We start from the raw sequence: 25,768 nt of genomic DNA on the forward strand, positions 1-25,768 counted from the left end.
AACGTCCCGTTGCAGAGCCCGCCTCCACATTGATCGAGAACCGTCGACGGATCGCCGTCGTTGCACAGCGTACCGTCGGGATCACTGGCCGCGCATCCATTGGCCGTCTCGTCGCAGGATTCGGCGCAGTTGCCGTCGCCATCCGGTCCCGGACAGGGATCGCCCGAGTGCAGGCTGCACGTGCCCTGCGAGCATGTGTCGGACCCGTTGCAGAAGAGGCCGTCGTTACAGGCAGCGCTGTTGGTCGCATGCGTGCAGAGGCCGGAATTGTCGCACACGTCGCTCGTGCATGGTTCGTTGTCGGTCGCACAAGCCGTGCCGGCCGGCTGCTTGGCATCCGAAGGGCAGGCGGGACCGGAGCCGGAACAGGTTTCCTGGAGATCGCAGGTGGCGCCTGCGCCGCGGCAGACTGCAGTAGAAGACGCGAAGGCATTGGCGGGACAGGTGCTGCCGGTTCCGGAGCAGGCTTCTGCCGGATCGCACACGCCGGCGCTCGCGCGGCAGATCGTGCCGGTCGCAACATGCGCGTCGGCCGGGCAATCGACGGCCGCACCGCTGCATCGCTCTTCGCTGTCGCAGATTCCTGCGGAGCCGCGGCAGACGGTCGAAGATGACACGAGTGCATCCGCCGGACAGGCAGGACCGACGCCGCTGCAGGTTTCGCGCACGTCGCAGACTCCCGCCGCCTGCCGGCACACGGTCGCCGCATCGGCGAACGAGTCTTCGGGGCAAAGCGCTGCGTTGCCGGTACAGCTCTCCGCATCGTCGCAGGCTCCGGCCGGGCTGCGGCAGATCGTTGCGGCCGGCGCGAATCCGTCGGCCGGGCACGTCGTCGACCCTCCACTGCAGGTTTCCTGTACGTCGCAGATTCCGGTCGAGCTGCGGCAGACCGTGGTGCTTGCCGCGAACGCATCGGCAGGACAGGCGCTGCCGCTTCCCGTGCAGCGTTCCTCGGCGTCGCAGGAAGCGGCCGACGCCCGGCAGACTGCAGCCGTCGCAACAAATCCATCGGCCGGGCAGGTGGCACTCGCGCCGGTACAGGCTTCGGCAGCGTCGCAGACATCGACCGCGCTCCGGCAGACGACGGACGTCGCGGCAAGGCTGTCGGCCGGACACGTCGATGAGCTTCCGTCGCAGGCTTCCGCGCTGTCGCAGATGCCTGTCGACGACCGGCAGACCGTGCCCGCATTGCCCGCAGGATGAGAGCAGGTTCCCGCACCGTCGCAGACGTCGTCCGTACAGATCTGGCTGTCCGAAGGACACGACGTGCCGGCGGCGACTTTGACGTCGGCCGGACAAGTCGCCGACGTTCCGTCGCACGACTCGGCGACGTCGCAGCTCGTGCACGGCGAGACGAGGGTCAGGTAATTCTCTCCACCGGTTTCGCCGACGGGTGTGAAGCTGCACTCGACGTTCGCATCGATCGTCGACTGCGTGGTGGAGACGGAAGTGATGGTCGCGGTCGCGAAGCCGACGATCTTGACCGGTCCACTCGGAATTGAGCAGTCGAACGCATCGTAGACCGGAAGCAGGAACGTCCACGTGCCGCTCGCGTCCTTCCTGGCGTTGTAGAGCGACACCATTTTGGTAAACGCCGTCGTGATCGCGCCGCCCGTGAAATTGAACTGCGTGACCGCGGCTTCGGTCGACGGGCTCGTGTACGTCCCGAGGCGAAGGCCGTCGAGAATTCCACGCAGCATCGAAGCGCTGGCCGGATAGTCCATGTAGGTGTGCCACCCGGCGCAGGAGGCGCTGTTGTAGACCGTCTCGCCGCTCTGCTGGCCGGATGGATAGAGCCGCACATGCGAGTTCGCGCCGCAGTAATGCGATTGAAACCACCATTTCGAAATCGCGACTGGAATAGGAAGCGCTCCGGCCGGAACCGTGCGCGGTGCGCACGAGCTCGCAGTTCCGAACCGGCAGAACGCGCCGGCGTTACCGGCGGCGTGTACGCACGTGCCGGCGTCGTTGCACAGATCCGTCGTGCACGGGTTGTTGTCGTCGGCGCAGACAGTGCCGCTCGGGCCGCACTGCGCGTGCGCCGGCGCAGTCAGCGACAGACAGACCAGGAGCGGGGCCAGAAGCGACGTGAGCAGCCGAAATCGCATGATGCCTGCGAACATACGTGGCCGTCCGCGTCGACGCGAGAAGCGGTGCCTGAAAAGTTTCCGGATTGGCCCGCTGTAACCCCGACCACACGACGACCGCGGCCGGCTGGTCGTGGAGTGATTTCCCGACCGCGGACCGTAGACGCGCCCTCTCTGCTGCCGTCAGCGCCCGCAAATGTCTTATCGTCTCGTAGGAAAAATCGACCCGGTACTGCACCGGGTCGCGCTACACCGGCGCTTATTTCCGCATCAATGACTGAGGCGAATGTTTCGCCGAGCGCGCTACGAGCTGCACGAAAGCATCGAGCAGCCGACCTTCGTCCTGGCCCAGTCCGGACGTTTGGCAGCGAACGCTTCGAGCCCGGGCTTTTCGACGTAAGGGCTTCGCATCACGTCGAGAAGCTCGCCGATGCCGGACGGGTCGCCGGCCTCGGCGCGGTCGATGACCTGCTGCGCGAGATAGTTGCGCAGCACGTAGCGCGGATTGACCGCAAACATCGCGCTGCGGCGCTGGTCGGGATCCGCGTTTTCCGACGAGACCCGCGCTGCATAGCGGGCGAGCCAGTCCGACCAGGCCGGTGCAGATTTCGAGCGCAGCGCTTCGTCGTAGAACGCGTCGGCCAGCACGTCGACGGACGGCGACTGCATCCCCGGCGTGACCAGTGCGAGGTCGCGAAAGAACGACGTCATGTCCATTTCGCTGTCGTAAAGAAGCTTCATCGCGTCGTCGACCAGAAGCTCGTCTTCCGGCCGCGCGCTGCGAAGACCGAACTTCGCGAGCGTCATCGCGCTCGACGTTTCCATGTAGACGCGCTTGTAGACCTCGAGTCCGGCCTTGAGGTCGTCGATCGATGGAAACACTGCGGCGAGCGCGTTCGCGAGGCACGCGAGGTTCCAGAGCGCCACCGACGGCTGGCGCCCGAACGCGTAGCGATGCGTCGCCGCATCGGTGGTGTTCGGCGTCCAGTCGGGGTCGTAGTTGTCGATCCATCCGTACGGGCCGTAGTCGATCGTCAGCCCGAGGATCGACATGTTGTCGGTGTTCATCACGCCGTGCACGAACCCGACGCGCATCCAGTGGGCGACCATGACCGCCGTGCGCTCGCAGACCGCATGGAACCAGTCTACCCGCCTGGCGTGCACGTCGCCGCTGAGCTCCGGAAAGTCGCGGGCGATCGTGAAGTCGACGAGGCGTTCGAGCAGCGCGCTGTCGCCGCGCGCCGCAAGGATCTCGAAGTTGCCGAAACGAAGGAACGACGGCGACACGCGGCAGACAATCGCGCCGGGCTCCGGGCGCGGATGTCCGTCGTAGAGCATGTCGCGGACAACCGACTCGCCGGTTGCGACGAGGCTGAGCGCACGCGTCGTCGGGACGCCGAGATGGTGCATCGCCTCGCTGCACAGAAACTCGCGGATCGACGAGCGCAGCACGGCGCGCCCGTCGGCGGTTCGCGAGTACGGAGTCGGTCCTGCGCCCTTCAGCTGAAGCTCCCAGCGCTGGCCGCGCGAGTTGACGTATTCTCCGAGCGCGATCGCACGGCCGTCGCCGAGCTGTCCGGCCCAGCTCCCGAACTGGTGTCCGCCGTAGCATGCCGCATACGCCGTCATGCCTTCGGCAAGCGTGTTGCCGCCGAAGACGTTCGCGAAAGCCTCGGAATGAACCGCCTCTTCGTCGAGATCGAGGAGCGCGGCGACTTCCGCCGCATGCGCGAGCAGGCGAGGCGCGGCGACCGGCGTCGGCTCGGCCGGCGACCAGCACGCCGCGTGAACCTGGCGGCGGAAGTTGCGCGACTCGGGATCGCCGGGCAGCTCGCGCACGAAGCGATTGTCGAAACGCGCGTGCTCGAAAAGCGGCGCGATGGCCGACGCAGTCGTCACGCGGCCGGCATCAGGAGGACGGCACCCGGGTGGTCAGGCTGTCGATGGCATGGACAGGGGCCATGTCGCCCGACATCAGATGGGCGATGGCTGCGTAGACGAGCCGCTGGCTCTGCAGCATGTTCTTGCCTGCGAATGCCGGGGAGACGACGTCGATCGTGAAATGTCCGCCGCCGCCGGCCACCTGGACCTCCGCGTCGGGAATCTCCTTGCGGATCGCGTCGCGCAGTGCGTCGGTAACCGAGCCGGTAAAATCGGTGGGATGCGAAGACATGCTGTCTTGTCGCCCGCCCGAAAAGCGGTCGCAAACTGGACAGGCCGCCGCGTGATGGTACCTTCGGACGGTCTGCGCAAGGCGCAGGTGCGCGGCAGGCAAGGAGCATCGGATGAAGAGGAATGTCGATCGACACGCGCGGGCGCGTACCATTGCCGGATCGTCGATGGTCGCGGGTGCAATCGCAGTCGCCGCGTGGTCGTCGAGCGCGCTCGCCAGCATGACGGTGCCCGGCGGCGGGAGCGTCACTGCGTCGGCAGCTTCGGAAACCGCGTCGACCGAGCTCGCCCGTCTCGGCGGCAAGGCCAGCGAGAGCGGGGCGTTCAAACCCGACCCGATCTACGGCGGCGGCCGCGGCCGCGATCCGTACGGAACGTCGCTCGATACCGATCCGTACAAGGGCAACAGCAATCCCAACAAGATCCGCTTCGCGCCGCCCAATGCCGGTCTTCACGGCAAACCCGAAGGGCGTGGCAAGAAAGACGCCCGCGATGATGACGAATACGCAGGTCCGGATCGCAAGCGCATGAACCCGGAAGATCGCGACGAGGACAGCCGCGCGAACAAGGCCGCGCAGCGCGCCGCCGAAGGCGAAGAACAGCAATAGACCGCGACAGCTCCGCCGAACGCGCAGCCCGTCAGAGGGCGTTGCCGCGTTCGTCGAACGCGTAGACCGCTTCCGGATCCACCAGCAGCGAGAGACGCTCGCCCGCCTGCAGCCGGTGCGTTCCCGGTACGCGCGCGATCATCCTCGGTGCATTCTCCGGAGCTTGCGTACCGGCGTGCGGCTCGCGCGAGCTCCCGAGCCTGGCGTGCACGAGCGTCTCATGGCCGAGAAGCTCGACGTGCTCGACCTCGGCGGCCAGCGTGCCGTTCGCACCGGTTGCCGCGTCGCCACGATGCGGCGCGAGCGACAGCGCTTCGGGACGCACTCCGATCCATGCAAGCCGACCCGGCAGATCGCGACCGCCGCCGTCTTTCTGTGCGAGGCGCGTCGAGTGGTCGATGCGGATGTGCTCGCCCGTGCCGGTGACGGAAGCGACGCCGTCCGCTGCGGCGGCGCGCAGCAGATTCATCGGCGGATTGCCGATGAAGCCGGCGACGAACGCGTTGAGCGGACGGTCGTAGAGCTCGGCCGGCGGCGCAGCCTGCTGCAGCACGCCGCGGTCGAGCACGGCGACGCGGTGACCGAGCGTCATGGCTTCGACCTGATCGTGCGTCACGTAGATCATCGTCGTCTGCGTGCGCTGCTGCAGCTCGGCGATCTCGGCGCGAACTTCGCTTCGCAGCCTCGCATCGAGGTTCGAAAGCGGCTCGTCCAGCAGCGAAACGGCCGGCTCGCGAATGAGCGCGCGGCCCATTGCGACGCGCTGGCGCTGTCCGCCCGAAAGCTCTTTCGGCAGCCGCTCGAGCAGCGCATCGAGCCCGAGCATGCTGGAAATACCCGCGACCTTGCGGGTTCGCTCGGTGGCCGCATCACCGCGCACGCGCAGCGGAAACTCGAGGTTGCCGCGCACGGTCATGTGCGGGTAGAGCGCATAGTCCTGGAACACCATCGCGACGTTGCGCTCCGGCGGAGTCAGGTGAGAGACGTCGCGCCCGGCGATCGACACCGTTCCGGAATCGGCCGTCTCGAGACCGGCGATGATCCTGAGCAGCGTCGATTTGCCGCACCCCGACGGTCCCACCAGCACGACGAGCTCGCCGTCGGCGACCGAAAGCGTCACGTCGTCGAGCGCACGCACTCCCGGTACGAACTCACGAACGAGATGCTCGGCGCGAACTTCCGCCACGGCATCAGTTGAAGAAGCGTTCCTCGGCGAGAAGCGGAAGCGCGTCCTCTACCCACGGATCGTTCGCGAAGAGCGCAGGGATCTCGCCACCCGAGAGGTGGTTGGCAACCGAAAGAAACAGCATCAGCTGGTCGAGCGCGAGCTGATGGTAGGCAACCTGTCCGGTGGCCGGATCCACCGAATCGTAGAAACCGAACGGGCCGTACACGTCGTATCGTCGCGCCATTTCCATGAGGTTGTCGGCAGCATCGTCCGGAGTGACGGCCAGCGCCAGCGCGGCGGCGTGCGGAGTGACGACTGTCTCGTCGTATCCGTGGTTGCCGAGAGCCCGGACGCCGAACTCCCTGTAGCGGCCGGTGTCCGGCGAGATGCACGGCGACATGCCCCAGACCGGGAAGCCCAGGGCTTCGGTCGCATAGAGCTTCTGCAGCAGCGCGTGGGCATGGCCGTTCGGGCCGAGGCTGCGCGGAGCGTAGCGGGACTCGTCGACCACCAGGCGCGGCATCAGCGCTTCGAACATGCTCCCGCCCCACGACGGCACGTACTGATAGGACCGCCACCGGTAGGACTGCACCGTAACGTCTTCGCCGCGGCTGCCGCGGTACTCGAGCTTGTGCAGCACCGGACATTCGCCTTCCATGCAGCCCGGCTGCGAGGCCCGCCGCATCGCGTACCAGTGAGAGACCGGCGCATCGCCCTTGCCGATCGCGATCAGGCTTCCGAGCCGCGCTTCGGTGTAGAAGGTGCCGTACTCGTAGGCCGACAGCGTGCCGAGGTTGACGTAGTAGCCGTGCGACATCAGCCCGGTCGCGTCGTCGTAGAACCAGTGCAGGTCGATCGGCTCGAGGATCTCGTTGATCGGGCGCTCGAGATCCGGGAACCCCTGTCGCGCGATCATCAGGCCCGCGACGAGCCATGAGGTATCGACGAACGAAAGGAAGCTGCTGGTCGGCTCGAGGCTCGTCGTGTCGTAGTAGTTGAAGAAGTAGCCGTCGAAGCGTTTGAGCGTCGCGAGCGTGTCGAGGATGCGCGAGACGGCGGCGCGCGCTTCGCTGTCGGGCACCAGCCCGAGCCCGCGTGCCGCGGTGATCGACGCGATCTGCAGGCCGATGTTGGTGATGTTCGTGTAATCGCCGATCTTCAGTTTGAGCGGCGGAACGAGGTCGCCGACCACGGCGATGTTGTCGATGATCAGTCCGTTCTCGCGATCGGTCAGCGCATCGAGTCCCGTCCATGTGTCGCGCGCGACGCGCCACAGGAAGTCTTCGGTGTCACGGGGAAGCGTTTTGCGATCGACGAGCAGGCGATCCGGGAGGGCGTTCAGCCGGCGCGCAATCGCCAGGCGCGAAGCGGTAAAGCCGCCGTGCTCCGCTTCCCACTGCTGCTTTTTGGGCGCGACGACGGACGTCAGCAGCGACGGCGCGTTGACGACGAGTTTGTCGTGAGCTTCGGGCACCGGTGGCGCAGGCACGGTCGTCGTCGGAAGCGCGCTCGCCGGCTGTGCATCGCCTGCAGGCAAAGTCGCCGGCGGCTGCGCGGGTGCCGGCACAGTCGAAGACAGTTCGGCGGCCGGCGCAGTGGACGTAGGTGAAGCCTCGGCTGCCGGAGCAGTCGAAGACGGCGACGGCTCGGCGGGTACGGTTGCCGCAAGCTGTGCGGGAGCATTCGCAGCCAGCTCAGCCGGAGCATCTGCGGCAAGCTGCGCGGGAGCATTTGCAGCAAGATCAGCGGGAGCATCTGCCACAAGCTGTGCGGGAGCATTTGCAGCCAGCTCAACTCTTGTGTCTGCAGCAAGCTCAGCGGCAGCAGGGTGAACCGGTGCGTCGTCGGCGCCGATCGCAGCAGCCGCGAACATCAGTGTCGATGCAATGGTCAGTGCACCGCTGAGCGATGTTCTTCCGCGTCCCATTGTCGTCTTGCCGCCCGCTTCGCACGTCATCTACCGTCCGGTAGATCGTCGGTGCGCCGCGTGTTCCCCGCGACAGGAAAACCCCCACAGTCTTCGTGACACAGGGGCGCGCGTGCCGCAATGGACAATCCGCACGTGTTTCGTCGTGCCGCGGGCCGCGCTAAGAGCCTGTGGTGCCTGTATCCGGACTTCGTTCGCGCGTGATTGTCGAAGATTCACGGCGGATTGCGCTGTCGCTGCCGCTTGGCAACAAAATTGCCGCACTGCATCCTGATGACGGATTCGGTCTCGTCGAAGACCCGCGATCGACCTCGCGGGCGGCGATCATCGGCATGATGGTGCTGCGCCCTGCCGCACGCCGCTGGTCTCCTCGTCTCGACGCCGCGGGCTTCGCGCGCGACATGGGCGAAATCCACGACTGGTGTTTCGACGTCGCCGGAGTCGGAGGAAGCTGGCCGATCTCGGCGAGCAACCCGTTCGACGCGTACCGTCTCGCGCTGCAGTACGGAACCGTCGATGCGGTGATGGCCGGATCGTCGACGATCGTACGCGAGGGCATCGAGCATGACGCGCACCGCGCGCATCTCTGGCAGCCGTACACACCGCTTTCATGGCCTGTGCTGCGCGCGCAGCGCAGCACGCTCGAGCCCGCGATCGCGCGCATCCGCAGCCGCTGGCAGGAGCTCGGCGTGCTGTCGGCGAGGCGTTACCCTGCGCAGATCGCGATCACGCAGAGCGGACAGGCGTCGCGCTCGGACGTTGCGGGCGGTTCTGCCGGCGATGTTCTCGATGCGCGCATCTTCGATGCGCGCCATCCCGACGGATCGCCGGTCGAGGCCTATCTGCTGACGAGCGCTGCCGGCGCCGAGAGACTCCGGCAGCGTGCGATGAAGCGCGGGCGCAGCATCGATTCCATGCTGATCATCGCGTCGGCGCCGGATGATCCCGAACGCATCGATGTCGCGCGCGTTCCGGGACTGATTCGCTCCGCGCTCGACGCGCGGCTCGTCCAGCACGACGGCGGCGCGACGTCGCTCATGGCGTTCGTGGAAGCCGGCGCGGTCTGCCAGCTCAATTTTTCGCTGATGCGCCGCCGCAGCGTTCGCGACGTGCTCGCCGCGAGCGACCGGCTGGACACGACAAGAAGGGACGAGGTGCTCGACGAATGGCCGCGCGCGGCGCGACTGTTTCCGCCGCTGGGCGGGCCGCTGCCGGGAGCGCTCGGCCATGCGCTCGCCGAGGAAGGACCGGACGGCGAAGCGGTCGCCGTCACGCTCGACGTCCGCACGCAAGCGTAGCGCGTCAGCTCGCTTTCATCGACCACGCCGAGTCGTTGCGAATCGACCGCGCGAGGTCGGCGAGGCATTTTTCGAGCACGTGCGCGAGCTCGGGCTCGGTCGGCGCATTCGACGTGTGGACGGTCGCCGAGCACTTGTGCGTCTCGGCCTTTTTTCGTTTCACGCCCGGCGGCGGACCGACCTCGAGCGCGAGCTCGACCTCGGCGGTCGTGCGCCATCCGCCCATCCCGCCTGACGACGTGATCCAGAACTTTTCGAGCTCGCTGCCGACGAGGCGCCCGTCCTTGGCGGGCACGATCGTCTGCCCCGCGCCGCGCAGATCGTCGGTCAGCATCTCGGTGATGTAGTCGGTGGCGCGCCGTGCGAGACGAACCTCGCGGTTGCCGACAGCGCCGATCGCGTCGTCGTCCGAGCGGCCGTCGCTGGTCGTCGCGACGTGAAAGGCAGCCGGTGAGGAGACTCTTGGAAGCGACGTCTGCAACGTCGCCCATGACGGGAGCCGCACGACGATGCCCGATTTGCGCGAGCGGAACGAGAAATCGGCTGCGAGGTCGGTCGTCAGCGCATCGGAGATGCGCATCCAGGTCGCGGTCGAGAGGTTTCCGGGCGCGGCGATCGTGCGCTGATACGATACCGTCGAGACCGGCGTCGCGCCGCCGGGCGGGGTGTAGCGTGCCACGAGCTCGATGACCCGCAGCGGCGGTGACGCGTGGCTGAACGAGGACGATGCACCGCCGATGATGGCGTGAAGATCGACGGTTGCGCACGCGGCGCCCGATTTCGGGCAGGTCATCTTTGCGGCCGCGAAACTGTCGGACGCGGCTTCCGACAGAATCTGCGTCGCATCGCCGATCACAGCCAGATCGGCACGGACGCTGCCGGCCCGCATCTTGACCGGCGCGCCGAGAACGGGACCGGCCCCGCCGCCCGACAGATAAGCCTGTGTCGAGCACGACGAGAGCCACATGGCTGCAAGTGCCACGGCGATCGGCGAGGAAATGCCGATTCTGCGCGCGGCCGGGCTGCTGCGCACGGTGCGCACGATGGAAGTCCTGCGCATGCCTGGGTCTCCTTTTTGCACGGAGATTCGTTTTGAGCCCGCGCGCGGCGGCGTGCAAACTCGTCTCTGCAGAAACCCGATCGTCGTATGGGCGTGACCAGCCGCGAGGCCGCCACCGAGTCGCTGCGAGATCGTCGAAACGAGATAAAAGGAGAGCGAAGATGCCCGGTCAGCAGAAAACGATCTTCGACAGCATTCTGGCGGGCGAGATTCCGTGCCACCGCGTCTACGAGGACAATCACGTGCTCTCGTTCCTCGACGTCAATCCGGTCTCGCTCGGCCATACGCTGGTGATTCCGAAGGAACGCTGCGCATTTCTGCACGAGCTCAGCGACGAGGCGGCGGCGGCCGTCGGCCGCGTGCTTCCCCGTCTGTGCCGCGCGGTGCTCCACGCGAGCGGCGCCGCGGAATACAACGTCCTGCAGAACAATGGGGCCTCCGCGCACCAGGCGGTCTTCCACGTGCACTTCCACATCATTCCGCGCCTGGTCGATTCCGGACTCGGCGTCGGCTGGACGCCGCGCAAGCTGCAGCCGTCGATTGCCGAGGAGCTGCTCGGGAAGATGCGCGCGTACCTCGGCTAGGAGCGGGCGCTCCATTCGCGGGTCTGGGAAGACTCGGCTAGCGACAGCAACTCGATTGCCTACTCGCCGGTGCTGCCGGAATCCGTCCGTGCTGCCATCCGAACTAAAGCAGCGGCCGGATCGGCAGCCACTGCCAGAACCAGACCCGGCTGCGCTTGGCGATGGGCACGACCGAGTCCGGATCGTCGGTCGCGGCGTTCCAGCTGTTGCCCGGCGCCATGTCGTTCTCGATGGCCGCCTCCAGCCTGCGCGCGAGCGGCTCGTCGTAAATGACGACGGCCACTTCCGTGTTGAGATTCTCCGAGCGCGGATCGAGGTTGAAGGTGCCGATGCAGGCGATGCTCGAGTCCACGACCATCGTCTTCGCGTGGAGCCCGAACATGGTGTCGGGATTGTCCGCCGCGGGAAGATCCTGCACGAGCTCGCGGGCGCGCGCTTCGGTCTGCGTCTTCGCATCGGGACGGTACTCGAAAATGCGCAGCCCCATCGCGAGCAGCTCGGCGCGCTGGTTCCGGTAGCCGGCGAAGGCCTGCATGTTGTCGGTGGCCGCGAGCGAGTTCGTGTTGATGCGCACCTCGACGCCGCGGGCGATGGCCGCGCGGAACAGCTCGAGGGCGCGGTCGGACAGGATGAGGTAGGGCGACTGGATGACGACGCGTTCTTTCGCCGACGCGACGAGGGCGGCGAGCGCGGCCGTGCTCGTGCCGCCGCCCTCGAGGCCGCGCGCACCGTTGTTCTTCCCCGGCATGTCGCTGAGAAAATCGACGCGGCCCCAGGCGGCCTCGCGCGCCATGCGCGCAAAAGCCGACGGCGCCGACTCGATGGCTGCGCGCACGTCCGGGGCGAAGTTCTCCGGGAGCCGCGCGTAGTGGTGCAGCTCTTCGGTGACGCGGCGGATTTCGTCCTCGGTGAGCGGACCGGCGTCGTCGGTGGTGGAGTCGTGCAGGGACTCGACGTTCACGGCGAGAGGGCTGTTCCAGAAACGCTCGAAGCTAGCGTGCATGTCGCCGACGACTTTGCCGGCGACGAGCACGTCGCGGTCGCGGAAATTGTAGTCGTGGTGGTAATCGTAGTACTCGGCCGCCATGTTGCGCCCGCCGGTGATCGCGACCTTGCCGTCCACGATGCAGGTCTTGTCGTGCATGCGCTGGTTGAAGCCGCGCAGGTCGCTGGCGGCGTTCCAGAGGCGTCTTCCCGTTCCCACGCCTACGGTCGTATTTGGATTGTAGATGCGGATCTCGATCCGCGGGTGCGACGTGAGCGCGACGAGCTGCCTGAGCGGCGCATCGATGAGGAAGTCGTCCACCAGCACGCGTACCATCACTCCGCGCTCGGCGGCCCTGAGCAGCGCCTCGGCCGCCAGCGTCCCGATGTTGTCGGTGCTCCAGATGAAGTACTGGACATCGATCGACTCGACCGCGTTGTCCGTCAGCCACGCCCTCGAGATCAGCGCCTCTTCGCTCGAATCGAGCACGTACGCCCCGCTCTGCCCGGGATGCGCGGCGATCTCCGCATCCAGCATCGGCATTCTTTTCGCGTCCCTTACGGCGTGGAGGATCGACTCCCGCTCCGCCTCCTGCGCCTTCTCGGTCTCCGACTTTTTCGCCTCCCGGATCGCGTCGTCGATCCTCTGACCGTCGGTTTGGAAGACAGCGTACTGCTGAAGGAGGATAGGAGGCGCCGCCTCTTCTCCCAGAACCAATCGGGAGGTCGCCGGACAAACGTCGGCCCACGCGACGAGCGCAAGAAGCGCGATCGCAGCGTGAGCCGTCCGCCCCTGCCGTGCGGCGCCTACGGCCCGCACGCCGCCGACGTACCGCAATAGCTGATGATGGACGATTCGTGCCCGCAGCATGTATTGCCGTTGGCCGCGCTCATCGACGCGTCCGGGCACCTTGCCCCGGTCCAGTCGACGCCCGTCAGGTCGGCGCCACCGAAGCACGTGGTCAGAAGGTCGGTCGAAGACAGGTTGGCGCCGGCAAGATTGGCGTTCTTCAGCCACGCTCCGCGCAGGTCCATTCCACTAAGATTCGCGCCGGCAAGATTGGCGCCGCTGGCATCGATGTTCAGACCGACGATGTTGTTCGCGATGCACGCGAGGCTCGCCGGCAGCGTAAGAGGACAGTGGATGAGCCCGACGGCGCGCACCCCGTCAAACCCTTCCCAGACCGCATAGAACTGCGCATTGGTAAAGCTTACACCGGTCAGATCCATGCCGCTCAGGTCGATGCGCCGGAGATATGCATTGGAAAGATCGACTCCGACGAGCGAGGTGGTGCCGGTAAACTGCGTCTCAAGCAGATAAGAGCCCGAAAGGTCGGCGCCGGCGAGATCGACGTCATCAAAAATGGTGCTGATGAGACTGGCATTCTCGAGATCGACGCCGGAGAAGTCGGCGCCAGTCACTGTCCCCGAAAGCTCGAGACCCGGACCGAGCATGTAGTTGTTGCGGCAAACCCACGGAGACGGAAGCGCCGACGGGCAGGCCGCTGTCGGTGCATCGAGCCGGATCGGCGTCAGGTCCACTCCCGACAGATCCACGCCGGTAAGGTTCGCCCCGCCGAACGACGCGGCGAACACGCTGGCTCCGGTAAAGACCGCGCCAGTAAGGTCCGCATCCTTGAAGTACGCGTACTGCATGTCCGCGTTGGTGAAGTCCGCGCCGGTAAGAATCGCGCCTTTCAGATAGAAGTAAGGCAGCACCGCGCCACGGAAGTCTGAGTACGGCATGTAGGCGTAACGGAAATAAATCGGCGAAGAGGAATAGACAGGGTACGGATTGGTGAAGACGATCGATGCACCGCTCAGGTTCGTGCCTGCCATGTACCGGAAGACCTGGCTCGGCGGCCCCGGCTCCTCGCTGGGAAGCGGAAGCCCGTCGCTGACGACGCATTCTCCGCCCTCGACGACGTCTGCGAGAGCGTACAGGTACCGGTAGTAGCAGCGCTCGTCGGCGACCCCGCCGCCCGTCGCGTACTGCCAGCGCGAAAGAATGCTGTTGGCGGGACGATTGAGGCAGTGAACGTACCGTGCGACGGCGCGGTTCTGGCCCACCAGGCACGCGCGCTCGCCGGGCGTATCGACCGACGCGAGGCCCCGCTCGTCGAGCAGCGTGTCCTCGGCCTCCGTGACGAGCGACCATGCGGTCGCGATATCTCCGACGACCAGACAGTCGCCGGCGCCCTCGGCTTCGGTAAAGTCCCTCTCGAGTTTCGTCTGGCACCCCGTCAGATCGGCTGCACTGCCGCTTCGAATCTCCGCATTGCGGCGCTTGACGACGCAGTTGAACGCGTCGGCAACGGCCGCGGACTTGGCGACGACGCAGACGTCGTGCTTCTCCGCGTGGGCCGGCGCTGCGCCGGTAACGAACGCGACGGCGAGCAGTCGCGACAGGGTTCCCGTCAGCCGTTGAGTCATGGGGCCCTCCTCCAGCCGCACTATAGGTGACCGGAACGCGGGACAGAAGAGTGATCTTATGTCCTTGGTGGCCCCGAGGTTCCCGGCCAGTTCAGATGCCTTTGTGAAGCTTGAGGAGGTTGTCGTACTCCGCGAGTGCCCGCGCCGGATCCGGCTCGACGTGAATGCCGTGCACGCCGAGCTCGCGTGCGGCTTTGACGTTGCCTTCGAAGTCGTCGAGGAAAATCGCATGCTGGGGAGGAACGCCGCCGAGCATCTCGAGCGCCTTCTGGAAAATGCGCGGGTCGGGCTTGCGATAGCCCACCTCGCACGAGTCGACGACGAGGTCGAAGAGCTCGTCCACCGGAATCAGCGCGCGCCACGCATCGCGGAACTCCCGCACGTTGTTGGTGACGATCGCGCTCGCGATGCCTCGTTGGCGCAGAGCGCGCGCGCGTTCGAGAAAACTTTCGCGCGGACCGGTCGAACGTCCGAGCGCGGCGAGCACGCGGAAAAGATCCGCGTCGAAGCCGTGCTCACGACCGAGCTCGAGAATCTGCTCGCGAGCGTCGACGAGCCCCATCTCGCCGCGCTCGAGGCGGTGCCACGGATGATCCGAATCGCGATCGTACGGGCCGAAGACCGTGTGCAGCATCACGGCCGGGTCGACGCCGATCGTGCCGGCGAAATTCTTCGCTGCTTCGAACGGCGATTCGGTGAAGACGCCGCCGAAATCGAAAAGCACGGCATCGATGCGCGGCGGAAGGCTCGTTGTCATTCAGGTATTCATCCCGCCGTCGACGACGAGCGTCGATCCGGTCGTGTAGCTGGACGCGTCGCTTACGAGATAGAGGACGCTGCCGACGATCTCTTCGGGTGACGCGATGCGCTTCATCGACGTCGCGTCGATCATCATCCGGTGAAAGTCGGTTCCTTCGACCGCGCGCACCATGTCGGTAGCGACGGGCCCGGGCGCAAGAGCATTCACGCGTACGCCGAGCGGAGCCCACTCCTGGGCCATCACGCGCGTCAGAGCCTGGAGCGCGGACTTGCTCGAGCAGTACAGACCGATGGTTGCACCGGGACGCAGCGCGCCGACGGAAATCACGTTGAGGATCGCTCCGCCGCCGTGATCCGCCATCCAGGCTGCGGCGAGGCATGCGAGGTGAAGAGGGCCTCGCACGTTGATCGCATAGACCTTGTCGAACAGCTCCGGCGTGCCGGCGATCAGCGGGCGCGCCGCCGGGCTGGTGGCCGCGTTGTTCACGACGATGTCGATGCGCCCGAGCTCGGCGAGCGTTCGCGAAACCACGGTTTCGATCTCGTCGCTGCGCCCCATGTGACACGACAGCGGCAATGCGCGGCGGCCGAGTCCGCGAATCTCGCGAGCCGCATCTTCGCAGCTATCGAGCTTGCGCCCGCAGACCGTAACGTCGGCGCCCGCCTTGGCGAGGCCGAGCGCGATCGCGCGTCCGAGGCCGCGTCCACCGCCGGTTACAATCGCGACCTTGCCCGACAGGTCGAGTGCTTGTGATGCCATCTTTCTTTCCTGCAGGCCCAGGGAAATCCCGGACATCGCGCGAGAGTAGGTTCGCCGCGATGCGGAGGCCATCCCGCGGCGTTCCGCCGCGTGCGGTGCGGCGAGCTTCGAAGTGAACGAGGAGCGCCGCCCGCCGGCATCCTCTGCAAAAAAAATATCGCCGCGTCGCTTCGGCATGTCGCCGCAGGCACCGGCTCAGGATGCAGGGCGTCATTTGACGCCTGACTCGACCGAGCATCTCGCGCGCCCGTCGCACGACCAGCGCTGCACGCCCGGCGACATCCTCTAGTAACCTTGGCGCGCGGGTCGAACGGCGCCCTAACGATCGTTCGTTTCCTCAAGCCGCGGTGACGCTTATCGCATCGTGATAAGTAGAGCTATCCACTTTGTCGCAAGGTTATCGCGGTCCCGGGAGGTCCGGCGCCTTCCAATGGACGTGCGGTGGCAGTTCGTAGCCGATCCAGAACACACAGCCGTACGCAACGTTTGCCGACCGGCGCGCATGTGCTCATCGGAACCGCAGCGGTCAACCTGCCGCGAACGCTGCACGGATTCGGCGGGTTGTGGCCTTGACCCAACTCGAACACGCAACGTACAACGAATCAGCCTCGCTGCCTTTTTCGCGTTCTCTCCCGCTCCAACCCGCCGTTCGCATGGCACGGTCGGGGCGGATCCACTTTTACAAAGGCTGCCGGGGTCGGGAGGAGGAATCATGAGAGTTTCCGGCTTCGGCCTTGCGGCCGTCGTGTTTGCTGCCTGTGGGGTTGCGTACGTCACTCCTGCGGGCGCCTCGCTCTCGGACACCGAGAAGAAGTGCTCTGCAACGCTCGCCAAGAGTTATGCCAAGCTCCAGAACTCGATCCTGAAGACCAAGGCCGCATGTCATGCCGACGACATTTCGGGAGAAGTTCCCAATCCCACCGCGTGCGCCACGCTGTCGCAGGACGGCATCGACGCGATCAACAAGGCGCGGGCCAAGTTCTCCAAGTCGGTCACCAAGGCGTGCAGCAGCGAGTGCACGTCGGATGTCGCCTGCGTGACCAGCCTCAATTGTCCGGCGCAGCACCTGGCGTCACCGCCGAACAGCGGCAACGCAGAGGCCTGCGATGGCTTCGACCTGTCCGACCTCGACTGGCCGGGTCCGTACTGCGAGTCCATCCTCGGACACACGATGACCCACATGACGGACCTGGCAGACTGCATGCTGGCGCTCGTCGATCTTACGGCCGAGCCGATCCACGAGGCCATCTACGCCGACCTCGATGAATCCTCGGGACTCACCGAACATGCCGCCGAGTGCGTGGCTGCAATCGACAAGTCCGTGCAGAAAACGCTGTTGAAAGCGTACACCGCTACGGCCAAGTGCCGTGACCTTCGGCGGCTGAGCGATCCCGAGACAGCCTGGTCGTGCGCGCTCGACGATACCGAGGAGACGATTCCGGCCATCCAGAAAGTCATCGACAAGCTCAGCGACACGATTGCCAAGTCGTGCACGAACGCCGACATCGCTTCGCTCGACGGCCTTTGCGCTGCCTCCGGCGCCACTCCGACGACGGTCGAGGATGCGCAGAATTGCCTCGAGGCGATGGTCCGCGAGGTCGCGACTGCCGAGCATGACAAGAACCACCACGTGTACTCTGTCATCGGCATGCTCAACGCGACGCACCCGGCTTCGGCCGCGCCGTATTGCGGAGACGGAATCGTTACCGCGACGCGCGAAGAGCACACCGGCGTCGGCGAGGAATGCGATGGCGATGCGGATGCCGCATGCGGAGCCGGTTCGTGCTTCCCGCCCGGCGACCTGTTCGAGTGCACGTGCGACAACAAGGTGCGCGAGCGCTTCATCGTCGACGGCGATGCCGCGCACACGGACAGCGATGCGGGCTGGAAAGGCTCGTCCCACGATGCCACGCACAACGACGGCTTCGGATACCTGACCGAGCTCACCGGCTGCGACTGCAGCCAGTTCACGCAGGCCACCTGCACAGGCTCGACCGCACAGTCGGTCTGCAACGTCTACGGCAACATGGCGCCTCGCTGCAGCGACGATCTGAGCGGAACCGAAACCTGTGACGAGCGCGGAGACGGCGACGACGAGCCCGAGAACAGCGACTGCTTCAAGTGCGACACCAACAGCCTGAACCCCGGGACGTTCTGCGGAAACGGCATCAACACCAACCCGACCAACCAGAACGCGTGCCAGTCGCAGTGTTTCGACGACTTGACCGGCAATCCGCTCATGCCCGCCGTGCCGTGCCTGCGCCAGACCGATTGCGAAAAAGGCCAGAGCTGCCTCGGCCGCTGCGACGACACGATCACCTGCAACAAGATGACCGAAGGGTCGCCGCTGCCGCAGGTATCGGCGGAAATCGGCGTCTGCATCATGCTCGAGTACAAGACCGACATCACCGGGACCAAGGACATCGTCTCCGGTGAGACCGCGCTCAACTACGCGACGCGCTCACTGATCCGCTACGGCAACACCAACACCGTGCCGTGTCCGGTCTGCGCAGGCCTGTGCGTCGGTGGGGACGATGCCGGCGACTACTGCCACGGCCGCTGCAACGTGAGCGATGCGCCTTGCCTGGTCGCCGAAGACTGCACCGGTGGCGGCGACACCGCATGCCTCGAGACCGATGACGAATGCGCGGGCGGATACTGCTCGCTCGAGCTGCGCTGCTGGAACGGCTCGAACGCCGGCGGCCTCTGCCGGCTCGACTACGAATCGCCGCTCGGACCGGTGTCGCACGACTGCCTGCCGAACGGCGGCAACGTTTCGGGCGCGGGCGTGCAACAGAATTTCGGAACGGTCACGACCGGCGCGGTCCAGCATCCGGCTGGCGCGCCTTGCACCAACACGACATGGCGCAACTACGACTGCCCGTGTCCTGCGGATGAGGACGACGGACCTTGCTCGTCGGGCCAGTGCCAGGGCAAACCGAGCAGCGTCTGCTCGGACAACACGGACTGCGTGATCGTCGGGGTGCCGACGCAGCCCAACGGCTGCGCGGCCGCCTGCAGTGGCGGCGTAAACGCCGGCAAAGGCTGCGTCACGCTCAACGGCGGTTTCGGCTCGTACTCGACGTGCGTTCTCGGAACCGACGCAGGCCTGCCGTGCGACGACAACGCGGATTGCGAAGGCGGCAGCTGCACGGGCAATCCGAAGCAGTGCACGGCCGGCACGGTCGCCCTCGGAACGGGGTGCAACCTGAATTCGGATTGCGGCATCGGCGGCGTCTGCGCAGACGCCTGTCCGGGCGGTTTCTGTGTGCCGCTGTGCATGCCGGAAGGAAAATGCACCGGCGGCGGCCGCGACGGAGATCCGTGCGCGACGACCGAGCATTGCAAGGAATGCACGGCGGGCAACGCGAGCCTGATCGGCGAGCCGTGCACGTCGAACTCGGAGTGCAACACGTCGTTCGGAAGCGGCGACGGCGTCTGTCAGCCGGCGCCCGGTGTCACGTGCGACGTCGCCGACAACGAGGACGGACTGTGCGCCGCCGGCCCGGTCAAGTACCGCTGCACGGGTGAAGGCCATACGACCGAGCCCTGCTCGCTCGAGTATGGAACGTGCTCGCCGACGGCGATCTGCATCGCTGGCACGACCCATCAGGGCGCGACATGTCCGAACGACGCATTCTGCGGGACAGGCGGTGTCTGTTCGCGCCGTTGCACGATGGGCAGTCCGGACAAGCGCAACCTCGCGTGTTCCGCCGACAGCGAGTGCATCGATACGGCGAACGTGCCGGTTTCGAAAAACTGCGAGGATGGTGCGGACGCGCTCCCGGGTACGGCCGACGACATCGTCGGTGCCGGAGTGTGCGAGCCTCGCCCGCAGGACTGCTTCTACAACAACGGTTACGCGCAAGGCGGTGGAACGGCCGACAACCCGCAGCTGGTGGCGGCGTTCTGCGCTCCGCCGAATGCGAGCTCCTCCACGATCAACGATGCGTCCGGCTTCGGAGGCCCGTCGAGGATCCGTCGCACCGGCGCGTCGACCGTAAACGTTCCGAACACACCCTGACGAATGCGCCCGCCGGCCGGAATTTCTCCGGCCGGCGGGCTCCCGATCCGCCTCACCGAGGCAGCTGCGGCGGCCGGAACTTGCTTCCGGCCGCCGCGCTGCGTTTGCTCGCCTTCAACGGACTGCTGAGCTTCGTCCGCAGGAGGAAATCATGGCCAGAAGATTCGAAGGCAAGACCGTCATCGTCACCGGTGCATCGAGCGGGATCGGCGAATCGGCCGCACGCCAGTTCGCCGCCGAGGGAGCCAGCGTGGTGCTGGCGGCACGCAGCGCGGCGACGCTCGAGCATCTCGCTTCGGAGATCGCCGCCGAAGGCGGCGTGGCGATGGCCGTGCCGACCGACGTGTCCGACAGCTCGGCGTGCGCGCTGCTGCTCGAAGCCGCGCAGGCAAAGTTCGGCGCGATCCACGTGCTCGTCAACAACGCCGGATACAACTTTCGCGGGCCGGTCGAGGAAGCGCCGAGCGCCGAGCTCGCAAAGATCATCGACGTCAATCTTCGCGCGCCGGTGGTGCTGTCGCGGCTCGCGCTTCCGTATCTTCGACGATCGGGCAAGGCCGCCATCGTCAACGTCGCGTCGATCGCCGGCCGCATTCCGCTTCCGTACGAGGCCACGTACTCCGCAACCAAGTTCGGCCTGCGCGCGTTCACGTTCGCGCTCGCCGAGGAGCTCGAATCGACCGGCATCACCGTGTCGGCGGTCTCGCCCGGTCCGGTCGAAACCGGTTTCCTTCTGCACGATGTCGAGGAAGTTCCGGACATCGTTTTCTCGCAGCCGATGAGCTCGGCTGCCGAAGTCGCGGCGCTCGTGCTCGACTGCGCGCACGACGGCGCGCTCGAACGCGTGTGTCCGCAGATATCCGGTTATCTGGCGACCGCCGGATATCTCGTCCCGCAGCTGCCGCGGCTGCTGAGGCCGCTGCTCCAGTACCAGGGCCGTGCAGCCAAGGAGAAATATCTGGGCAAGCTGCGCGCCAAGGCCGGGCGCTGAGGACACACGCAATGGCGCGCGCAATTCGCATTCACGAGCACGGCGGCCCCGAAGTGCTTCGCTTCGAGGAGTCCGACCCCGGCAGCCCGATGCCGGGATGGGTGCGCATCCGCCATCGTGCGGTCGGGCTCAACTACATCGATACGTATCACCGCAGCGGGCTCTATCCGCTGGCGCTTCCATCGGGCCTCGGCCTCGAAGCTGCCGGTGTCGTCGAAGAGGTCGGACAGGACGTCACGCGCTGGAAAATCGGCGATCGCGTCGCTTATGGAACCGGACCGCTCGGCGCGTATGCGGAGGTCGCCAACGTTCCGGCGGATCGCGCGGTCGCGATCCCGGATGCGGTCAGCGACGAAGCGGCCGCTGCGCTGATGCTGAAGGGCCTGACCGCGTGGTTCCTGCTGCGCCGCACGTACCGCGTAAAGGCGGGCGACACGATCCTGTTCCACGCGGCCGCCGGCGGCGTCGGCACTCTGGCGTGCCAGTGGGCGAATCATCTCGGTGCGACGGTGATCGGAACCGCCGGAAGCGAGGCCAAGGCGAAGAGCGCGCGCGAGCACGGCTGCGCGCACGTGATCGATTACTCCACCGAAAATTTTACCCGTCGCGTACAGGAGATCACGAAGGGCGAGGGCGTACCGGTCGTCTATGACGGCGTCGGCAAGGCGACGTTCGACGGCTCGATCGATTGTCTTCGCCCGCTCGGCCTGATGGTGAGCTTCGGCAATGCTTCGGGTCCGCCGCCGCCGGTCAACCTCGCCACGCTTTCGCAGGCCGGTTCGCTGTTCATCACGCGTCCGACGCTGATGCATTACACCCGTGATCCGGGCGAGCTTGCGGCCGGAGCCGCCGAGCTTTTCGAGCTCGTCGGCAAAGGCGTCATCAAGGTCGAAGTGAACCAGCGCTATCCGCTGTCCGAAGCCGCCGCCGCACATCGCGACCTCGAAGCCCGGAAAACCACGGGCGCAACGGTGCTGCTGCCCTGACGGAGCCGCGGCAGGCCGGCGGTTGCGCGGCACGCAACTGCGCTTGCAGCGAATTCGATTGTGATGCGGCGCCAGCTCTGGGCAACTGGAGCCATGCCACAGACCATTCCTGCTGCCAGTTACCTGCGATCTCCGACCGCATGGTTGGCCGCTCTCGTGAGCATTGCCATCCTTCTGCTCGGAGCGCGCGCCATTCTCGATCCTGTATCGGCGTCCGCAAGCTTTGGGCTGCCAATGCACACCGATACCGAGACGACCTTCGTCCGCGTCTACGGGGCGAGGAATGCCTTTCTCGGCGCGTTATCCATTGGCTTCATCACGCAACGGATGATCAAGCCCCTTGCGCTGCTGTTCATGCTGGCAACCACGCTGCCGCTCCTGGATGCGTTTGTCATCGTGTCGAGGATCGGACCGAGCCATGAGCTCGTCCGGCATGCTGCCATTTTCGTATTGCTCGTTGTCACCAGTCTCTCGCTATGGCGGCTCAGTCGAGAGGTGTGATCCGGAGCCGCTCCCCGTCGCAAGAAAGCTGGCGTTGGCTTCGCGCAACTGTCACATCGCCTGTCTGCGATCACGATCCGAACCGGGATGAGTCAGACAGGGAGTGATGTATGGCGATTCGTAGTTTTGCAGTTGTCGCGACCGCGCTGTGGCTGACGACGGCCAGTCCGGCCCAGGCGTACCTTTGCGGCGATCTCAATGGGAACAAGGCCATTCTGGCCGGCGACGCGCTCATCGCGCTCCAGCTGAGCGTAGGGCTGACGGTCCCGACGAACTGCGGCTCGCAGCACGGGGTTTTCACCACCGGGCAGGACACGTGCTACGACGACGCGGGCGACCCGATAAGCTGCGAAGGCACCGGCCAGGACGGCGAGTTTCAGAAAGGCGCGTCGCGCGCATTCATCGACAACGGGGACGGCACCGTCACCGACCGCAACACCGGTCTTCAGTGGGAGCAGTCCGACGACGGCGGCGGCATCCACGATCAGGAAAACAAGGTCAACTGGCTCGGCGCGTTCCTCAAGATCGCCCAGCTCAACGTCACGATGTTCGCCGGTCACTCGGACTGGCGTGTGCCGAACATCTTCGAACTGATGAGCCTCGGCGATTTCGGCCAGCACGATCCCGGCTACCCCGTCCCTTATTTCCAGCACGACTGCGCGCCGGGCTGCGCGATCCCGAATTGTGCATGTATTCCGTCGCCGCAGTACGAGTGGTCCTCCACGTCGTACGCGCCCGGACCGTCGAATGCATGGGCGCTGCAGGTACGATTCGGCGATCCGATCTTGCAGGCGAAGTCTCTCGCGAACTACACGGCGCGCGCCGTTCGCGGCGGCTATTCGACCGCCGACGTCGAGAACAACCCCGCATTCGCCAATAGTTGCGCCGACGTGAACGCGAGCGACAGCATCACCGCTCCCGACGCGCTCGCGATCCTGCGCAAATCGGTAGGACAGCAGGTCAGCCTGACCTGTCTTACGCGCACCGCGCCGCTCGTCACCGGCCAGACCGAATGCTACGGCGATACGGGCCTGACGATCCCTTGCATCGGCACTGGTCAGGACGGTGAGCTCCAGCGCGGAGTCTCGCGATCGTTCGCGAATTTCCAGGACGGCACGATCGGAGACGAAACGACGGGCCTCGTCTGGGAGGTCCTGGCCGACGACGGATCGGTTCACGATCGCGACGACACGTTCAACTTTAGCGGGGCGCAGGACCACGTCGATGCGCTCAACGAGTCGACCTTTGCAGGCGTTACGAACTGGCGCCGGCCGAATTTTAACGAGCTCGCGTCGCTGTTTCATTTCGGCAGCGCAACGTCCGGTGTGTATGACGCGTTCTTCAACGCCGACTGCGAGAACGGGTGTTCGAATACCCAGTGCAGCTGCGCGCCGGCCTCGGGTCAGCTGTGGTCGTCGACGACCTTCCTCGGCAACCGGGAATTTGCACTTCGTACCGACATCACCAAAGCAGCCAACTACGCGATCAAGGCCGACACGATCGGTGTGCGCGCGGTCACGGGCGGGAACTGAGCTCGCCCGGCGGGAACTCGGCGGCGCTCCGTAGTCAGTGCGATTCTGGTCGGTTGACCTCGGCGCGTGCGCGCGAGGCACCCACGACGGGGATCTCGTCGTCGCGTAGCGGCTCGCGTTTTCGGCGTCGCGCGAGCGCCTTGTCGATCCAGGGCGCAAGCTCCTGCATCTTGCGCGCCTGGCGCGCGCCGGACTCGCTGCGGAACTCGTCGAGCACTTCGCCGGCGAACAGTTCGAGCGACTCGCAGATCATCTCATGACGGTTGTGACCGGCCTGCTGCAGGAAGATCACCTGGTCGACGCCCGCGTCTTCGAATTCGTGAAGGTGCGCGCGCATGTCGTCGGGCGTGCCGATTCCTGCGCCGCGATAGGCGGGATCTGCAGCGGACGCGACGAGGTCGTCCGTGCGGGTGCCACGCATCTCCCGAAACGATTCCCAGAGCCGCGAGCGTCCTGGCAGCGCGTCCTGCGCAACCAGCGCGTTGATCGCGTAGAAGAAGAAATCGAACCCTTCCTGTCCGCGCCGGATCGCTTCCGCGCGATCGTGGTGCACCGAGAAAGCCGAGACCATCGCAAGGTTGGCGTTGACGCTGTGCCCGATCGGCACGCACTCATCGCTGCGGATGATGTCGTAGTAGAGCTTGCTCCACGTGCGCGCCTCGTCGGGATCGACGAAAGCGAATGCGAGCGCGCCGACGCCGTTCTTCGCAGCGACTCGAATCGTGTCGCGGTTCGTGCAGGCCATCCACATCGGAGGATGCGGTTTCTGCAGCGGCTTGGGCAGAACGTTGCGGCAAGGCATCGAGAACGAGACGCCTTCGAAGCCGGGGTACGGCTCCATGACCATCATGTCGGCAATCTCGGCTGCGGCTTCGAGCGCGAGCGCGCGCTTTTCCTTCGCCGGGATCTTGAAGCCCCCGAGCTCGAGCCGCGTTGCGCCTTCGCCGATTCCGAACTCGACGCGGCCGTTGGAGACCAGGTCGAGCATCCCGAGGCCTTCTGCGGTGCGCGCGGGATGGTTGTAGTTCGGGATCACCTGGCGGATGCCGTGACCGAGACGGATGTTCTTCGTGCGCGCCGCCGCCGCCGCAAGGAAGACTTCGGGAGACGAACAGTGCGAGTACTCGTCGAGGAAATGATGCTCGACGCACCACGCGTAGTCGTAGCCGAGCCGGTCGGCCAGCTCGACCTGCGCAAGCGCCTCGTGCACGAGTCGGTGCTCGCTCGTGGCGTCCCAGGGTTTCGGTAGCTGAAGCTCGTAGAACACGCCGAATCGCATGTCGGCGTCTGTAGCATCGCCCGGCGCGGCGACCAAAGCGGGGGCACGATCGGTCGAAGCGTTCTTCCAGCGGACGCGCCGGCATGATGACAACCCGCGGCAAGCCTGCTAGACGGGGCTCATGTCGCGCCGCCGGATCCGCCAGGCCTTCGTCCGATCGGTTGCGCTTTTCTATCTGCTCGTTGCATGCGGCCCGAGTGCGGCTGCCGTGTTCTGCATTGGCAACGACGGTCACCTCGCGATCGAGTCATCGCTCGATGTATGCTGCCCGCCGGTACACTCCGATTCGGCCGAGCTGCGCGCTTTCGACGACTGCCGCGGCTGCACGGACACTCCCGTTGCGCTGAAGGCTGCTCTCCAGAAGAAGAGCGACCGCGGAGATGCCGCGTCGCCTGCGCGCTGCATCATCGCGGCCGCGAATCCCGTTGCCGGCGCAAACGTGATCCGCTTGTCGACGCTTCTTCGCGATTCGATCGCGAGAGATCTCAGCAGCACCGCGTCCCGCCGTTCGATTGTTCTCCTGATCTGAGACCGTCCGCTTCCATCCGTAATCCGATTCGACCTCGGCAGCCTCGCGGCTCGTTCAACTGAACGGCAGCCTCGCGGCTGTTCTTC

General features: G+C 66.0%; 20 protein-coding genes. 9 read left to right on the forward strand and 11 right to left on the reverse strand.

Going from position 1 to position 25,768, the window contains the following annotated elements; translation table 11 throughout:
* The 3 genes from VN634_10495 to VN634_10505 all read right to left on the reverse strand — a co-directional run.
* The coding region (locus VN634_10495; GenBank protein HXC51302.1) for a hypothetical protein at nt 1-2,108 on the reverse strand (2,108 nt) is incomplete at its 3' end.
* Between the two features lie 282 nt (nt 2,109-2,390).
* Entirely contained in the window at nt 2,391-3,986 is a 1,596-nt protein-coding gene (locus tag VN634_10500; GenBank protein ID HXC51303.1) for a YdiU family protein, read from the reverse strand.
* A gap of 10 nt (nt 3,987-3,996) precedes the next feature.
* Nucleotides 3,997-4,260, reverse strand: coding sequence for a BolA family protein (locus tag VN634_10505; GenBank protein HXC51304.1), 264 nt, complete (start codon nt 4,258-4,260; stop codon nt 3,997-3,999).
* 112 nt (nt 4,261-4,372) lie between these two features.
* Between VN634_10505 and VN634_10510 the strand changes: the two genes are divergently transcribed.
* On the forward strand, nt 4,373-4,867 hold the full coding sequence (locus tag VN634_10510) for a hypothetical protein (protein HXC51305.1): 495 nt from the start codon (nt 4,373-4,375) through the stop codon (nt 4,865-4,867).
* Nucleotides 4,868-4,898: 31 nt separating this feature from the next.
* Here VN634_10510 and VN634_10515 read toward each other — a convergent pair whose 3' ends face one another.
* Both VN634_10515 and VN634_10520 read right to left on the reverse strand, forming a co-directional pair.
* Entirely contained in the window at nt 4,899-6,053 is a 1,155-nt protein-coding gene (locus VN634_10515) for an ABC transporter ATP-binding protein (GenBank protein HXC51306.1), read from the reverse strand.
* Between the two features lie 4 nt (nt 6,054-6,057).
* Complete coding sequence (locus tag VN634_10520) at nt 6,058-7,992, reverse strand: glucoamylase family protein (GenBank protein HXC51307.1); 1,935 nt, start codon at nt 7,990-7,992, stop codon at nt 6,058-6,060.
* 143 nt (nt 7,993-8,135) lie between these two features.
* On the opposite strand from VN634_10520, the gene VN634_10525 reads away from it, so the two are divergent.
* A complete protein-coding gene (locus VN634_10525) occupies nt 8,136-9,260 on the forward strand; it encodes a hypothetical protein (GenBank protein HXC51308.1) in 1,125 nt (374 codons plus the stop codon).
* A gap of 4 nt (nt 9,261-9,264) precedes the next feature.
* On the opposite strand, the gene VN634_10530 is transcribed toward VN634_10525, so the two are convergent.
* Nucleotides 9,265-10,320 carry a hypothetical protein gene (locus tag VN634_10530; protein ID HXC51309.1) on the reverse strand — a complete coding sequence of 352 codons (1,056 nt, stop codon included), beginning with the start codon at nt 10,318-10,320 and terminating at the stop codon, nt 9,265-9,267.
* Nucleotides 10,321-10,481: 161 nt separating this feature from the next.
* On the opposite strand from VN634_10530, the gene VN634_10535 reads away from it, so the two are divergent.
* Nucleotides 10,482-10,904 carry an HIT family protein gene (locus VN634_10535; protein HXC51310.1) on the forward strand — a complete coding sequence of 141 codons (423 nt, stop codon included), beginning with the start codon at nt 10,482-10,484 and terminating at the stop codon, nt 10,902-10,904.
* Between the two features lie 103 nt (nt 10,905-11,007).
* Here the strand turns inward: VN634_10535 and VN634_10540 are convergent, their stop codons facing one another.
* The 4 genes from VN634_10540 to VN634_10555 all read right to left on the reverse strand — a co-directional run bounded on the left by VN634_10540 (nt 11,008) and on the right by VN634_10555 (nt 15,840).
* A complete protein-coding gene (locus VN634_10540) occupies nt 11,008-12,426 on the reverse strand; it encodes a phospholipase D family protein (GenBank protein HXC51311.1) in 1,419 nt (472 codons plus the stop codon).
* 269 nt (nt 12,427-12,695) lie between these two features.
* Complete coding sequence (locus VN634_10545) at nt 12,696-14,321, reverse strand: pentapeptide repeat-containing protein (protein ID HXC51312.1); 1,626 nt, start codon at nt 14,319-14,321, stop codon at nt 12,696-12,698.
* Between the two features lie 91 nt (nt 14,322-14,412).
* Nucleotides 14,413-15,078, reverse strand: a complete 666-nt coding sequence (locus VN634_10550; GenBank protein ID HXC51313.1) for an HAD family phosphatase — start codon at nt 15,076-15,078, stop codon at nt 14,413-14,415.
* The gene (locus VN634_10555) at nt 15,079-15,840 is read right to left on the reverse strand and encodes a glucose 1-dehydrogenase (protein HXC51314.1); all 762 of its coding nucleotides are present in this window, start codon (nt 15,838-15,840) and stop codon (nt 15,079-15,081) included.
* 712 nt (nt 15,841-16,552) lie between these two features.
* Between VN634_10555 and VN634_10560 the strand changes: the two genes are divergently transcribed.
* The 5 genes from VN634_10560 to VN634_10580 all read left to right on the forward strand — a co-directional run bounded on the left by VN634_10560 (nt 16,553) and on the right by VN634_10580 (nt 23,874).
* Entirely contained in the window at nt 16,553-19,864 is a 3,312-nt protein-coding gene (locus VN634_10560) for a hypothetical protein (protein HXC51315.1), read from the forward strand.
* Nucleotides 19,865-20,015: 151 nt separating this feature from the next.
* Complete coding sequence (locus tag VN634_10565; GenBank protein ID HXC51316.1) at nt 20,016-20,855, forward strand: SDR family oxidoreductase; 840 nt, start codon at nt 20,016-20,018, stop codon at nt 20,853-20,855.
* A gap of 11 nt (nt 20,856-20,866) precedes the next feature.
* A complete protein-coding gene (locus VN634_10570) occupies nt 20,867-21,841 on the forward strand; it encodes a quinone oxidoreductase (GenBank protein HXC51317.1) in 975 nt (324 codons plus the stop codon).
* A gap of 156 nt (nt 21,842-21,997) precedes the next feature.
* Nucleotides 21,998-22,342 (forward strand): DUF4267 domain-containing protein, encoded by a 345-nt coding sequence (locus tag VN634_10575; GenBank protein ID HXC51318.1) that lies wholly within the window; start codon nt 21,998-22,000, stop codon nt 22,340-22,342.
* A 110-nt stretch (nt 22,343-22,452) separates the two neighbouring features.
* Nucleotides 22,453-23,874: a DUF1566 domain-containing protein gene (locus VN634_10580; GenBank protein HXC51319.1), complete on the forward strand. Its 1,422-nt coding sequence runs from the start codon at nt 22,453-22,455 to the stop codon at nt 23,872-23,874.
* Between the two features lie 34 nt (nt 23,875-23,908).
* On the opposite strand, the gene VN634_10585 is transcribed toward VN634_10580, so the two are convergent.
* A complete protein-coding gene (locus VN634_10585) occupies nt 23,909-25,153 on the reverse strand; it encodes an LLM class flavin-dependent oxidoreductase (protein ID HXC51320.1) in 1,245 nt (414 codons plus the stop codon).
* 121 nt (nt 25,154-25,274) lie between these two features.
* On the opposite strand from VN634_10585, the gene VN634_10590 reads away from it, so the two are divergent.
* On the forward strand, nt 25,275-25,682 hold the full coding sequence (locus tag VN634_10590; protein HXC51321.1) for a hypothetical protein: 408 nt from the start codon (nt 25,275-25,277) through the stop codon (nt 25,680-25,682).
* Nucleotides 25,683-25,768 lie beyond the last annotated feature (86 nt).

The organism is Candidatus Limnocylindrales bacterium (genome assembly GCA_035571835.1).
GTDB lineage: Bacteria > Desulfobacterota > Binatia > UBA1149 > CAITLU01 > DATNBU01.